The organism is Aristophania sp. ESL1100, from assembly GCF_058511235.1.
Genome location: NZ_CP196394.1, coordinates 1,944,272 through 1,957,492, shown reverse-complemented (window position 1 = coordinate 1,957,492; position 13,221 = coordinate 1,944,272). Strand labels below are relative to the sequence as shown.

The window sequence follows — 13,221 nt, the reverse complement described above, 5'->3', positions numbered from 1 at the left end:
TTTTAGAGCGCTTTGGTAAGAGAGGCGGCGTGATCTTCTGAACTCTCTGCCAGATGAAGCAGCATTTTCCCTAATTCAGTCTTCGCCATATTTCTGGCTTGGGCGTAAAGGTCTTCAAGAGAGATGAAACCCATACGAAATGCGGCTTCTGTCGGAGAGCCCACAAGCATGCCCTGCCGTGATTGGATAGCCTGTACAAATGTGCCTGCCTGCATCAGGCTGTCGGGCAATCCAGCATCAAGCCATGCACATCCACGCCCTAAAAGACTGACCTGGAGATCATTTTCTTCCAGATACATCCGGTTTAAATCAGTAATTTCCAGCTCTCCCCGTGGGCTCGGCTTCAAGCTGGAGGCCATATCGCAGACACGCTGGTCATAAAAATAGAGACCGGTCACGGCCCAGTTTGAAAGAGGGGTCTCAGGTTTCTCTTCTATGGTCAGGGCTTTTCCATCCTGATCGAAACTGATAACGCCATAGCGTTGCGGATCGCGAACCTGATAGGCAAAAACAGTGGCGCCATGAGCTTTCTGTCTGGCGGCCTGTAATTTTGTGCTTAAGTTAGCTGCAAAAATGAGGTTATCACCCAGTGCCAGAGCACAGGATGCGCCATCAATCCAATCAGCAGCAATCAGAAATGCCTGGGCAATTCCGTCAGGTTTTGGCTGAACGCGATAGGTAAATTCCACACCAAATTGAGAGCCATCGCCGAGCAGTCTCTGAAATTGCGGTAAATCATGAGGGGTTGTGATGATCATGATCTCCCTGATTCCAGAGAGGATCAGGGTGGTCAGTGGGTAATAAATCATGGGTTTGTCATAAACAGGGAGCAGCTGTTTAGAGACCCCAAGAGTGACAGGATGGAGACGTGTACCGGATCCCCCTGAAAGAAGAATGGCTTTCATGACCCGCTCCCTAATCTCTGGCCTGTGTATCGTTTATCAATAATGGCCTGCCACCATGATTCATGGGTGAGAAACCACTCAATCGTTTTACGCAATCCCGTGTCAAAATTATGTTCCGCTTTCCAGGATAAGGTTTTTTCTGCGTGATCAGGGTTGATTTCGTAACGGAAATCATGGCCGGGCCTATCTGAAACAAAATGAATCAGACGTTCCCGTGGGCCGGCAGGATCAGGGCGCAACTGGTCAAGAATTGCACAGATTTTCCTGACCACTTCAAGATTGGTACGGGGCTGACGGCCGCTGATAGCGTAGGTTTCGCCAGCTTTGCCTGTCTCTATGGCTTTGACGAGTGCTTTGGCATGATCTTCGACAAATAACCAGTCACGGATATTGTCCCCTTTCCCGTAAACAGGCAAAGGCTGACCTTTAAGTGCTTTTATGATGACAAGAGGGATGAGTTTTTCAGGAAAGTGCCAGGGACCGTAATTATTGGTCGTGTTGGTCACAAAGCTCGGAAAACCATACGTACTGTGCCAAGCCCTTACAAGATGATCTGAAGAAGCCTTTGTTGCTGAATAGGGGCTCCTTGGATCATAAGGTGACTGCTCTGTAAAAGCTGGGGCATCGACGCTTAAATGGCCAAATACCTCGTCTGTTGAAACATGAAGAAAACGGAAATTTTCCTTTTTGTCCCCTTCGAGTGTGCGCCAATAGGTCCGGGCATTTTCGAGAAGAGTGTAAGTACCGATGATATTTGTCTGAATAAAATTATCAGGGTTGTCTATGGAACGGTCAACATGGCTTTCTGCAGCGAGATGCATAACGGCATCCGGTTTATACTGGCTGAAGAGACGATGAATTTCATCAGAATTTGTAATATTGACGCATTCGTGACGATAGCGGGATTTCGGCAGTTCAATTTCGGACAAATTTTCAGCCGAAGCCGCATAAGTCATGCAATCGACATTAAGGACGTCATGATCAGTATTTGTTATGAGATGCCGTATAACGGCTGACCCAATAAAACCATGACCACCTGTCAGGAGAATAAACATCAGTAATTAACCCTAAATAACGAGACAAAGTCACAAGATTATTATTTCGAAAACCTTAATTTTTGCGTTAGTTTACGTCAAATAAGCGGTTTAGTCATCTTTTTAGTTTTTGTAGAAAGGTTTATTTTATTTTTTATTTCATTTCGTTTTGATCAAATTTAGAATAAATAACAAATTTTATACCTCACTCCTGCTAAAATTTGCCTGTCTGGGCCTTTAAGAAAAAGGTTTTACCCGTTAAGAAGAAGCACGTGAATAGTGTTGATAAAAGATAATCTCGTGAAAAACCATCGTTCTGCCGGAAAAAAGGAGAAAATTCCTTTTCTTGACGAGCCACACCTTCAAGAAGGGGTAACGCGGTTATGGTTTGTCAGGCACGCGCTGGTGGATCCTCTTTCGCGGCAAATCATGTATGGGAACGAAGATGTCCCTCTTTGCCTGGACACGATGAAAGAACAGCGCTTTATTTATAAAAATCTGGCTCGTTGCCTGCCTCAATCAGCTTTGTGGGTCACGTCTCCTCTGAAACGGGCTGTTATTACAGCGCAGACTCTCCTTGAGGGAGGAAATCCCTCCGTCACGTTACAGGAAGAGCCTTGTTTTATGGAGCAGGATCTGGGAGCCTGGAGCGGATTGCATTATAATGAGTTCTGCCTCCGGCGAAAGCAGGAAGCTTCAGATTTCTGGGCTCTTTCTGCCACGGAATGTCCTCCTGATGGAGAAAGCCTGGAAGACGTGAAACGTCGTGTCGGGACAGCTCTTGAAGATTTAGTAAAGAAAAATGCAGGACAGGAAACAGTGATTATAAGCCATGGTGGTGTTATTCGGATGGCATTGGCCCATGCCATGGGTATTTCTGCTGATGCGGCACTTCATTTCACTGTCCAGAATCTTTCCGTAACCATATTGGAACATATCGCGGAACAATGGCGTGTGATTACTGTTAATTCTCTGGCTCATTTCGGGGAGAGACATGCATGAAAAGCTGGTTCCGAGATGATCTCTTCATGCTTGTTCTGAAAAATGCAGGAAAACTTGCGACAGGAAAACTTGCGGGAGCCTTCTTCGGGTTAGGAGCTCTTTTCTGCGCTACTCATGGCCTTATTCCGAGTGATTTTGGAGTTATGATCCTTATCAAGGCTTATGCTCAGGCGGTTGCTGATATAGGGCAGTTTCAAAGCTGGCAAGTTATCCTGCATTATGGGGCTGTTCCCTGGAAAAAGGGGGAAACAGAAAAGGTTAAAACGGCCATTGGTTTTGGCATTGCCCTGGATCTGAGCGCAGGATTTGTGGCGATGATTATAGGTATGGCTATCTTATGGTTCCTGGGGCCCAAGATAGGCGTGCATGCCAATCATCGTCATATTGCCATGCTTTATTGCACTCTTATCCCATTCCTCAGCCTGTCGAGTGATTATGGAATTCTGAGACTCTTTGACCGTATAGATGTCCTCAGTAAACGGCAGATTGTCTCTCCTATTGTCCGGACCGTGATTAGTTTTATAGCGTGGATCAAAGGTTATGGGTTGCCAGGATTTTTATTGGGGTGGTACGCAGGCAACGTTGCCTCGGACGTTTATTGCTGGATTATTTCCTATCTTGAATTAAAACGTCATAATTTATTGAAGGGATTGAGACCAGGCCTCATTTCCACCAGCCGTAATATGCCTAAAGGCATATGGAGTTTCGTCTGGCTGACGAGTGTTAATACCCTACTCAGCACAGTATGGGGTCCTTTGAGTAATCTGCTCATTGGGAAAATGTTGGGGACGGCTTCCGTTGGTCTCTATAGTCTGGCCATGACCTTTATTGACGCGGTTCGTAGACCTGTAGCGTTACTTGATAAGGGGTATTACTCAGAGATTGCCCGTTTGGATACAAGAACGAAAGAACCTTGGAAACTTGCGGCTAAAATGAGTTTTATAGGATTTTGTCTGGGAACAGCCGTTCTGTTAATTGTTTATATTGGAGGGAAGCCGGTTATCAATCTGTTTGGACATCGTTATGTACAGGCAGCAACGATTATGAGCTGGATGGCTCCGGCACTTATTTTCGATATGCTTATATTTCCTTTGAGAGGACTCCTTAATACAGCAGGCAAGTTAAGTCGGTTGATCCTGTTGCAATTCATTGCCTCTGCCCTCTATATAGCTCTCTTATTGATTCTGGGGCATTATTATGGTCTTCACGGTGTGGCACTGGCCTTTGTTGTCAGCAGTATTCTTGGGGCCTTATTCAGTATAGGTCTTGCTATCATAACGTATATAAGAAGGCAGTATATTGTCGCGCCACATGAGCGAGGCTCACATAAAATATGAAATGTAATTTGGATTACCCAGTCTTTCCACAGGAAAGATTAGACAGGCTTTTTGAATATATCCTTCTTGATGATGTCCCTCACTTTGAAGCGGAACTTGATTATAATTTTGAAGACACTATTACATCTGAGGAAATAGAACTCTCCTATAAGTTATGCTGGCAGCTCCTGAAACGTAATACTGATTTTAAGGCGTTCCGCCGTCTTATCCTGAAATTGGCCGTTAAAGGTTGTGCTACAGAAGAAGAGCGACTCTTTTTTAAATATGTAAGAGCACGCTTTAAACATATGCGATTTGCCTATACCAATTTTGATAAATGTCACCAGCTGCCTGGTTTCTTCCACTCGGCAATTGTGACAATGGGGAAAATGCAGGACAGTTTCAAGAATGGACAACGGTTTCTTACATTGAAATATGGAATGACTCTGTTGCTGTTTCTGTCTCCTCTGTTTCAGGCCTCAATGGAAAGGGAATTAAAGGCGTTTAGAGCAGATACTCCGGAGGGGATCAGGACTTTTCATAAGAAGGAAATAGAGAAATTAAAGGCGGCTTTTGAAAATAAGGAGCAGATGACGGCTCATAGTTTTCATGCAATGCGTAAAATATTCAGCCGTTGGGTCTCGTTTAATGATACGTTGAGAACGGTCCGTCCTTCAGCTCAGCTGGATCAGTTTTCCGCGTACCTAGCTACAATCAATGGAATGATGGGTGACTGCCACGATGAATATGTGGAAAAGAAATTCCAGAATAAGGTCGGGTATTTTCAGGACAATATAAGAATACCTGAAGAAGTCCTGAAAAGAATCAGGAAATTCCTGAACAAAGCTCACTAATCATTTTTAAAGGAATCTGGCATTTTTTAAGGCCGAGATAATGTCCTGACGGACTTTCTCATAGGGTTGACAGGCATTAATGGTCTTTTTCGGAGCACCATTAAAAGTCAGGCGAGGCATGATATCAATTTTGGTTTTAAGAGTTTCGGCATCATGGTCAGGTTTTCTTTGCAATGATGTTTCAAGATCCACCTCCAGAAACAGAACCAGATCAGGTTGAAAATCAGCCATTTTCTGATAGAGCTGTCGCTCCATTTTTGCCATAAGACGAATAAAAGGGTTATTGGTCGTGGCAACAGATAGCCCGGGACCATCACAATTACCCGGGATTTCATTCTGGGGATAGCGGTCTGTAATGACCAGATAGCCCGCTTCAACTGCCTGCTTCACACGTTTAAAACGGCTGAAACGAAGCAGAGAAAAGGCAAATACGACACTTGCCGTAACAAAACCTGGAATTTTTTCACCTTTGGTTCGCGTTTTCTTTGCCTTATGAGTCAATTTTTTTTCAAGAATTTTCCCGATAAACGGCCATTTTCCAATACGTCTGCCAAGGTCACCTGACCCTAATCCCAGATAGCCATAAGACGTCTTCCTGTTCCGCCCCAGGAGGCGAACCAGATCATGGCTCAAAGTGGACTTGCCTGACCCGTCGCTTCCTACAAGGGCAATCAGATGACCAAAACGGTGTTCAGGCTTGGTAGGCATGAGAAGAACCTGTCTTATAAGTGTTTTACAGGATAGATACTCATGACTTCATAAACGGCTTCGCCTGCCTGGGCAAGGACTTGTTCAAGAGGGTCCGTGGCATTCAGATCAAGAATGGGTGTGGCCCCAAAATGAAGCCTGCTAACATCTGATATTTTACGCGCTAATTTCACAGGGTTATGATCCGGTTTGCGGGCAAAAGCGACGTCAACAGGAACATTTAACCGGATAATCAGATCAGGCTTGAAGGTCGTCATCCGGTTATAAAGCCAGTTTTCAAGCTTCATAAGCTTATGCAGGAACCATCCCTTGAATGAAAGGTCAGACAGGGAGGGGCCGTCCAGGGGGCCTGCTATAAGAGTTTGTGGGAATCTATCGGTCAGGATAGCAAAACCCTGCCTATAATAACGGAGCATATGGTTAAATCTGTAGACGCGTCGTAATGACATGATAAAGGCCACTATGACCGATAAAAAAGAGGATTCTTTCCGTTTTTTGAGACGTTTTTCTTCTTTTTTGGCCCTTTTTCGGAAGAATTTTCCTAAAATAGGTAATTTTCTTAAAGCGCGTCCCAGGTTTCCTGACTGTTTGCCCAGGTGGCAAAATTTTGTGGGACGATTCAGACTCATCTTGGCATAAAGAGCCTCTCCGACAGTCGATTTACCACTCCCATCTGATCCGATAATGGCGATCACTGGTTGGTTACGGCCTGTTACGGGGATAATATGAATATTTCTCTCGTGGAGCACGTTTAGTCTCGCTTTTTATTAATCAGAAGTTAGATCTTAAGTAAAAACACCTATTATAAAAACATGAAGAAATTTATTCCTTCCTGTTTAACAGATGCCTTTATGCTCCTGAGATATAGGCGAATATGGTGGGCACACTAGGGTTCGAACCTAGGACCCGCTGATTAAGAGTCAGCTGCTCTACCAACTGAGCTATGTGCCCATATTCATTCCAAAAACCACTTAACAGACTCTGTAACATCAGACAAGTGGCAAAGTCTGAAAATCGCGATTTTCAGCTCATTATGGACTGTTCTATGAGAGAATAAAGGAGATTCAGTCGATAAAAATCCAGGCTTTTTATAAATAAGCGTAGTCACTATTATGCCTGGAAATTCATCGAAGTTTTATAATCCGGCATTGCAAAGAGTTATGAATTAAGGTTGCCAGAATTCAGAATAACATCATAAGACATATAGGTAATAAATACATAAAATAGTTATATATTTGTCCTGTTAAAGGTAAAATTATGAAGAGTATTATGTATAAAACATAATTTATACATAAAATTGCGAAACAGACTTAAAGAATTATGATGTCTCTTATAAAGAGAAAAGTGTCTTCCGGCAAAGAAGACACCTGGTGCTCTCCCAAAGAACGATGTTCCTTCGGTTTTTTTTAATGCCCTTTAAGAAGGTGCAATAACGTATCAAATTGCTCCAAACTCTCGTAATTGACCTTCAGGCACCCCTTTTTGCCATTAAAGGTGATGCGCGTTTTAAGGCCCAGACGGGTGGAGAGTTCTTCCTCCAGTTTTACGATGTCAGGCTGCCTGGGGTGACGTTCTGCTGCGTCTATGACCCCTTTTTGCGCATTGGTTGCCAGAAGCTCCGTCTGACGCACATTAAGGCCTCTGGTCAGAACAATCTGCATCGCCTCTATAGGTTCCGGGTGGGCAAGCAGGGCCCGTGCATGTCCAGCACTCAGTAACCCATCACGGAGGTTCTGGAGGATAAGCCCCGGGAGATTCAATAATCTGAGGGTATTGGCAATGTGGGAACGTGATTTCCCTAAAGCGCCTGCCAGTTCCTCCTGAGTAAGATGATAATCGGTCAGGAGTTTCTGGAAACCCTCAGCTTCTTCCACCGGGTTCAGGTCCGAGCGTTGCAGGTTTTCGACCATGGCTGCTGCCATGGCGTCACTGTCGTCAAGATTACGGATATGAACAGGGACTTCGTGAAGGCCTGCCTGTTGGGCAGCACGCCATCTCCGTTCCCCTGCGATGATCTGGTAATGACCCTTCTTGTCTGGATTGGGGCGTACGAGAAGGGGTTGAAGAATCCCACGGGAACGTATGGAATCAGCGAGCTCTGCCAGCTTGGGAGCGTCCATGACTTTGCGTGGCTGGAAAGGGCTGGGGGCCAGAAGGTCAACCGCCAGATTACTTTGAGAGCTTACCGCTTCGTCAGATGTTGCGCTATGGGCAACCCGACTGATCTGGGGAGCCCTGTCGCCCAATAACGCTGCCAGACCACGACCAAGCCGGGGTGAAGTGTCTTTTTTTGACATGGCCTATTTCCCCTTCAGACGTTCAAGAAGCTCCAGAGCCAGGGCATTATAGGCCAGGGCTCCCGTTGAGCGGGGATCATAACTTAAAACAGATTTCCCATGGCTCTGGGCTTCAGAGATACGGATATTGCGCGGAATGATCGTATCATAAATCTGAGACCCGAAGAAACTTCTCGCATCATCAGCAACGAGGGCTGAGAGGTTATTGCGTTTGTCATACATGGTTAAAACAATACCCTCCAGACAGAGATCGGTATTAAAGGCCATGCGAACGCGTTCAATCGTCCTGACGAGCTGACTGATTCCTTCCAGAGCAAAAAACTCGCATTGAAGAGGGACCAGCACACTTTGTGCCGCAACCAGCGCATTGAGTGTCAGAAGACCCAGACTGGGGGGGCAGTCAATCAGAATGATATCGTAAAGTCCCTCAACCATCTGAAGGACATCACGCAGGCGATATTCTCGCCTCTCCTGATCGATCATTTCAATTTCGACACCAGCCAGATCGACATTGGCGGGGATGATATCAAGCTGGGCGATATTGGTCGGGCGGGGAAGGGACGTCGGTTCCTCTTCCCCCATAAGGGCGTCATAACTCCCACGCTGCCGGTCGCTATAATCGATTCCAAGCCCGGTGGAAGCATTGCCCTGCGGATCGAAATCGACCAGAAGGACGCGGCGATATTGTGCCAGAGCAGCCGCCAGATTGAGGCTGGTTGTGGTTTTACCAACGCCACCTTTCTGGTTGGCAATGGCAATGATCTGGGTATCGGTTGATGAGGTTTTAGACACGTTTGATTTCACTGATTTTCAAAATGACCCCATCAGGAGCCGTGATGCTTGGGAAACTCTTATAGTTCATCTGCCAGTCTTGTGAGGCATCGGTCAACTCATGAGATGCTTTTTGTCCCTTTAAAAAAAGACAAAAGCCATTTTCTTTCAAAAGAGGCGTTGCCCACTGCAAAAGGGTCTTCAATGGGGCCAAGGCACGCGCCGTAATAATATCTGCAGGTGGTGGGGTTGCTTCTTCGATTCTTTTTGTAATGACCGTTGTCCTGATACCGCAGACGCGGCTTGCTTCGCGTAAAAAAGCGGCTTTTCTATGGTCAGATTCGATTAATGTAACGGGATTGCCTGTCGCAATGGCAATGATAAGCCCCGGGAAGCCGCCGCCTGACCCCAGATCAGTGATCTGACTGCCTGATGGAATATAAGGCACTAATTGCAGACTATCTTCAATATGGCGTGTCCAGAGGGAGTCTATATCACGCGGACTGACGAGATTGATCTTGCTGTTCCAGCTTGTAAGGAGGTCAGCAAAAACCGTCAGTCGTTCTTTTGTTTCATGTGAAACATTCATAAGAGGGGGCGTTGTCATGGCCGTCCTTTCACGTAAGCAAGCACAGCGATGAGGGCTGCGGGCGTGAGGCCACGCACTCTCTGCGCGGCAGCGAAATCATGGGGCCGTGCTTCTGAAAGCCGTTCCTGCATTTCAGTGCTGAGCCCACCGATTTTACTGTAATCAAGGTCATCAGGCAGGCGGAGCGCCGTTTCCTGTTGCAGGTTCTGAATGTCACGTTCCTGCCGCCGCAGGTAGCCCCCATAGCGTGCTTCTGTTTCCAGGTGACGGCGAATGCGCACGGGCAGTTCAGCCAGCCAGGGGGCAATCGCATAGAGAGCCTCTGGAGAAGCCTGCGTGGCCATCACTTCCAGAAGGGAACGCCGCTTTCCATCCTGTGAAACCTCAATCCCATGCTGGGCCAGAAGAGGCGGCAGGAAAATTTTCTCTTCAGCTTTTACCATAGCTGTCTCTATGGCGGCCTTGAGGGCATGAAATGTTTCACGTCTCTCAGTGCCGACGCACCCGGCTTCAATGCCTTTTTCTGTCAGGCGAAGGTCGGCATTATCAGCCCGCAGGATGAGACGATACTCCGCCCGTGAGGTAAACATACGGTAGGGTTCATTGATCCCGTGAAGGGTCAGGTCATCAATCAGGACACCTAGATAGGCCTCATGGCGCTGCAAAATCAGTGGTTCCAGCCCGCTGACAGAGCGGGCTGCATTCAACCCGGCCAGAAGCCCCTGTGCGCCTGCTTCCTCATAACCTGTTGTGCCGTTAATCTGCCCTGCCAGATAGAGACCCGGCAGACGGCGCACTTCAAGGGAGTGTCTTAACTCACGGGGGTCGACATAATCATATTCGACCGCGTAACCGGGCGTGACAATTCTGGCGTTTTCCAGCCCCGGCATGGAGGCGATGATGAGTTTTTGAACATCAGCAGGGAGGGACGTGCTGATTCCATTCGGATAAACCAGCTCAGAGCCCGGATTGCCGGGAAGTGCTTCAGGCTCAAGGAAAATCTGGTGACTGTCTTTTTCAGAGAATCTGACGATTTTATCTTCAATGGAGGGGCAGTAACGTGGCCCGCGCCCGGTAATCTCTCCACCATACATGGCAGAGAGATGAAGGTTTTCCCTAATGATGGCGTGTGTCTTAGCCGTTGTCTGCGTAATGCGGCACACAAGCTGACTGTTTGGAAGATGTGTTGTTAACGTGCTGAAGGCTTCCGGTTCTTCATCACCCGGGTCGGCAGGAAGATTTTTCCAGTCGATAGAATCCCGCGCCAGCCGTGGGGGGGTTCCTGTTTTCAGGCGGCCCATTTTCAGGCCCAGAGCCTCCAGCCTTTCGCCCAGTTTTGTGGCTGGTGCTTCGCCGATGCGTCCTGCCGCTTCCTTGACCTTTCCTGTATGGATCACGCCTCTTAAAAAGGTACCACTTGTAAGGACGACGGCCCCTGCGTGAAAATGGCGCCCATCTTCACAGGTAACGCCCGTGACTTTGCCGTCTGTGACGATGAGGTCACTGACAGCGCCCTCCTGAATGGAAAGATTGGGTGTTTCTTGCAAAAGGGACTGAATGGCTTTGCGGTATAGATAACGATCTGTCTGTGCCCGCGGCCCGTGAACAGCAGGACCTTTGGAACGGTTCAGAAGTTTGAAGTGAATCCCGGCTCTGTCTGCGGCTTTGCCCATAAGCCCGTCAAGGGCGTCAATCTCGCGGACAAGATGCCCTTTTCCGATCCCCCCGATCGCCGGATTGCAGGACATGGTTCCGACTGTGTCCAGATGATGGGTGAGCAGGAGCGTGCGTGCCCCAAAACGCGCTGAGGCAGCGGCTGCTTCACAACCGGCATGGCCGCCACCAATAATAATGACGTCGTAAGAAAGGGTCATGAACCGTTATTTCCCGATGCAGAATTGACTGAAAATTGTGTCAAGCAGAGCCTCTATATCCACATGTCCTGTCAGGCGTCCCAGCGAAACCATGGCAAGGCGGAGTTCTTCTCCCCTTAATTCAGGCCATTCGGCAGATTGTGCGGCCAGAAGGTGCTGCCTGGTTTCCTCCAACCCGGCACGGTGGCGTGCCCGTGTGAGCGGTGGCGTGACTCTTTGGGCCATAAGACGGCCAAGATGTGTCCGGAGCGTCTCTTTAAGAGGGGCCAACCCTTCAGGTGTGAGGGTGTTAATGCCAAGCTCATGAGGAAGTGCCGGGGTGATATCAGTTTTGGTGCGCAGGGTAATTTCTCTCGGCGCCAAAATAGAGGGTTCTTCTCCGGGGGCCAGAAGATGAAGAACAATATCGGCTTTTTCAACATGGCGACGGGCGCGCTTGATGCCTTCAGCTTCAATCAGATCATCTGTTTCCCGCAAGCCTGCTGTATCAATCAGACGCAGCTTGATACCATCCAGCACCCAATCGACAGTGATGGCGTCTCTGGTCGTGCCAGCCTGATGCGTGACAATGGCAGCCTCTTCTCCGCTCAACATATTCAGCAGGCTGGATTTTCCCACATTCGGAGCGCCGGCAATGACAATCGTCAGCCCATTGCGCGTGACTTCACCACGTTCATCCTGAAGATGGTCCTCAATTTCAGATAAAAGGGTATTTCCCTCTTCAACCAGAGCAGCTTCGACTTCAGGAGGCAGATCTTCGTCTGGGAAGTCAATCAGGGCTTCCTGCTGGGCCAGAATAGCTTTCAGGCGAGCCGCCCATTGTTGATAGAGCTGGCTTAAGGCCCCATCAATCTGGTTTAAAGCCTGTTTCCTTTGAGCCTGTGTCTCGGCCTCAACCAGGTCTGCAATGGCCTCGGCCTGGAGAAGGTCAAGCCTTCCTTTCTGCACGGCCTTTTTTGTAAATTCTCCAGCTTCAGCCGGACGAGCTCCCAGATCAATCAGCGCGTCTGAGACCGCTTCTATGACAGCAGGGCCGGCATGAAGGTGAAGTTCAAAACTGTCTTCGCCTGTATAAGAGTGCGGTCCGGGAAACCATAGTATCAAAGCGTGATCGAGAATATCGTCTTTATGGCGTAAAAAACGTAGACTGGCCTGACGCGCTTTGGGCAGGGGGCCTGCGAGAGCTGTCAGAATAGAAGCGCAAGCCGGACCACTTGCCCTGATGATGGCAATAGCTCCGTGACCAAGGCTGGTGGCAAGGGCAAAAATGGTGCGCGTTTCAGAATAGTTTATGGAGGTCATAACGTCCTCTTAGCGCACTCTTGAAAGAAAATCAGCCTTATTGACGCTAAAGGGGAGAAAAGGCATTTTCAGACATTATGCCTCAATTATCTTTTCAGTCTCCATTCGGCACTCTGACGCTCAGCGAAGAAGAGGGAAAGATCGTTTCCCTTGATGAAGGTCAGGGCCGTGATCAGGAAAAAACGCCCCTCCTGGAGCGTGTTGTGTCTTCGTTGCAGGATTATTTTGACGGGCAGTCTGTTGATTTTCGCGATGTCCCTGTTGAGTTTTATGGCACGGATTATCAAAAACGCGTCTGGCAGGCACTTCGCGACATTCCTTATGGAAAAACCTGCTTTTATAATGATCTTGCGCAGAAGGTCGGTGGCTCTGCCCAATCAGTCGGTCACGCTGTGGGGCTTAATCCGATTCCCCTGATTATTCCCTGTCATCGCGTTATCGGGCGGAGAGGCATGACGGGTTATTCCGCCTTTGGCGGCGTGGAAGACAAGGTCTGGCTGTTAGAGCTGGAAAAAGGGATTTAAACGTTATTTCATTAAAAAAGCCTCCCATTTCAGGGAGGCTTTTTT

At 47.9% G+C, this 13,221-nt stretch carries 13 protein-coding genes and 1 tRNA gene; 4 read left to right on the top strand and 10 right to left on the bottom strand.

The window, feature by feature from the left end:
• Window positions 1–2 precede the first annotated feature (2 nt).
• Both rfbA and rfbB read right to left on the bottom strand, forming a co-directional pair.
• Window positions 3–905, bottom strand: a complete 903-nt coding sequence (rfbA, locus tag ACSYSY_RS08905; protein ID WP_491707206.1) for a glucose-1-phosphate thymidylyltransferase RfbA — start codon at window positions 903–905, stop codon at window positions 3–5.
• Complete coding sequence (gene rfbB / locus ACSYSY_RS08900) at window positions 902–1,960, bottom strand: dTDP-glucose 4,6-dehydratase (RefSeq protein ID WP_491707205.1); 1,059 nt, start codon at window positions 1,958–1,960, stop codon at window positions 902–904. Before rfbB ends, rfbA begins: the two co-directional genes overlap by 4 nt.
• A gap of 279 nt (window positions 1,961–2,239) precedes the next feature.
• Here rfbB and ACSYSY_RS08895 point away from each other — a divergent pair, with 279 nt between their 5' ends.
• Genes ACSYSY_RS08895 through ACSYSY_RS08885 form a run of 3 tightly spaced genes read left to right on the top strand, consistent with a single transcriptional unit; the run spans window position 2,240 to window position 5,111 of the window.
• A complete protein-coding gene (locus tag ACSYSY_RS08895; protein ID WP_491707204.1) occupies window positions 2,240–2,941 on the top strand; it encodes a histidine phosphatase family protein in 702 nt (233 codons plus the stop codon).
• The gene (locus tag ACSYSY_RS08890; RefSeq protein ID WP_491707203.1) at window positions 2,938–4,278 is read left to right on the top strand and encodes a lipopolysaccharide biosynthesis protein; all 1,341 of its coding nucleotides are present in this window, start codon (window positions 2,938–2,940) and stop codon (window positions 4,276–4,278) included. The genes ACSYSY_RS08895 and ACSYSY_RS08890 overlap by 4 nt, the downstream gene beginning before the upstream one ends.
• Window positions 4,275–5,111: a hypothetical protein gene (locus tag ACSYSY_RS08885; RefSeq protein WP_491707202.1), complete on the top strand. Its 837-nt coding sequence runs from the start codon at window positions 4,275–4,277 to the stop codon at window positions 5,109–5,111. Before ACSYSY_RS08890 ends, ACSYSY_RS08885 begins: the two co-directional genes overlap by 4 nt.
• A 6-nt stretch (window positions 5,112–5,117) precedes the next feature.
• On the opposite strand, the gene ACSYSY_RS08880 is transcribed toward ACSYSY_RS08885, so the two are convergent.
• The 8 genes from ACSYSY_RS08880 to mnmE all read right to left on the bottom strand — a co-directional run bounded on the left by ACSYSY_RS08880 (window position 5,118) and on the right by mnmE (window position 12,652).
• On the bottom strand, window positions 5,118–5,819 hold the full coding sequence (locus tag ACSYSY_RS08880) for a dTMP kinase (protein ID WP_491707201.1): 702 nt from the start codon (window positions 5,817–5,819) through the stop codon (window positions 5,118–5,120).
• 14 nt (window positions 5,820–5,833) lie between these two features.
• Window positions 5,834–6,568, bottom strand: a complete 735-nt coding sequence (locus tag ACSYSY_RS08875) for a nucleoside/nucleotide kinase family protein (RefSeq protein WP_491707200.1) — start codon at window positions 6,566–6,568, stop codon at window positions 5,834–5,836.
• 126 nt (window positions 6,569–6,694) lie between these two features.
• Window positions 6,695–6,770 (bottom strand) — tRNA-Lys (locus ACSYSY_RS08870).
• 455 nt (window positions 6,771–7,225) lie between these two features.
• Window positions 7,226–8,116 (bottom strand): ParB/RepB/Spo0J family partition protein, encoded by an 891-nt coding sequence (locus ACSYSY_RS08865; RefSeq protein WP_491707199.1) that lies wholly within the window; start codon window positions 8,114–8,116, stop codon window positions 7,226–7,228.
• Between the two features lie 3 nt (window positions 8,117–8,119).
• Window positions 8,120–8,908 (bottom strand): ParA family protein, encoded by a 789-nt coding sequence (locus tag ACSYSY_RS08860; RefSeq protein WP_491707198.1) that lies wholly within the window; start codon window positions 8,906–8,908, stop codon window positions 8,120–8,122.
• Window positions 8,901–9,494, bottom strand: coding sequence for a 16S rRNA (guanine(527)-N(7))-methyltransferase RsmG (rsmG, locus tag ACSYSY_RS08855; protein ID WP_491707197.1), 594 nt, complete (start codon window positions 9,492–9,494; stop codon window positions 8,901–8,903). Before rsmG ends, ACSYSY_RS08860 begins: the two co-directional genes overlap by 8 nt.
• Window positions 9,491–11,350 carry a tRNA uridine-5-carboxymethylaminomethyl(34) synthesis enzyme MnmG gene (gene mnmG / locus ACSYSY_RS08850; RefSeq protein ID WP_491707196.1) on the bottom strand — a complete coding sequence of 620 codons (1,860 nt, stop codon included), beginning with the start codon at window positions 11,348–11,350 and terminating at the stop codon, window positions 9,491–9,493. The genes rsmG and mnmG overlap by 4 nt, the downstream gene beginning before the upstream one ends.
• A gap of 6 nt (window positions 11,351–11,356) precedes the next feature.
• On the bottom strand, window positions 11,357–12,652 hold the full coding sequence (gene mnmE / locus ACSYSY_RS08845; RefSeq protein ID WP_491707195.1) for a tRNA uridine-5-carboxymethylaminomethyl(34) synthesis GTPase MnmE: 1,296 nt from the start codon (window positions 12,650–12,652) through the stop codon (window positions 11,357–11,359).
• 77 nt (window positions 12,653–12,729) lie between these two features.
• On the opposite strand from mnmE, the gene ACSYSY_RS08840 reads away from it, so the two are divergent.
• Window positions 12,730–13,176, top strand: a complete 447-nt coding sequence (locus ACSYSY_RS08840; protein WP_491707194.1) for a methylated-DNA--[protein]-cysteine S-methyltransferase — start codon at window positions 12,730–12,732, stop codon at window positions 13,174–13,176.
• Window positions 13,177–13,221: the final 45 nt, after the last annotated feature.